This is a genomic window from Pseudoalteromonas sp. MER144-MNA-CIBAN-0113, assembly GCF_040308965.1.
Taxonomy (GTDB): Bacteria; Pseudomonadota; Gammaproteobacteria; order Enterobacterales; family Alteromonadaceae; genus Pseudoalteromonas; species Pseudoalteromonas tetraodonis.
Genome location: NZ_JBEOOG010000323.1, coordinates 1 through 276 on the forward strand (window position 1 = coordinate 1; position 276 = coordinate 276).

General features: G+C 34.4%; 1 pseudogene. It reads right to left on the reverse strand.

Annotated elements, in window-relative coordinates:
* Positions 1-233: pseudogene (locus tag AAEY57_RS19875) on the reverse strand (hypothetical protein); the annotation flags it as partial.
* Positions 234-276 lie beyond the last annotated feature (43 nt).

Genomic DNA, 276 nt, shown 5'->3' on the forward strand with positions numbered 1-276 from the left:
GTTTTTATATCGTCTATTGAAACGTTTTTTAAATCAGCTTTTGGTATTTTTTCAGCAACTACGTTCTTTTTAGTATTTTCTTGTAATTGAGTGTTTTCTTTTAGCTTTTGTAGCTCTTGCTTTGGTGCTTCAGCTTCTGAGGTGATTGTTACTTGCTGCGTTTCAGTGGGTGCTTTATCTAAGCATGCAGTTAAACAAAGTGGTAAAAGTATGGCTAACAATGGGGTACGCATAACAAACCTTGATAGTGATGAAATATTCATCACTATCATACAC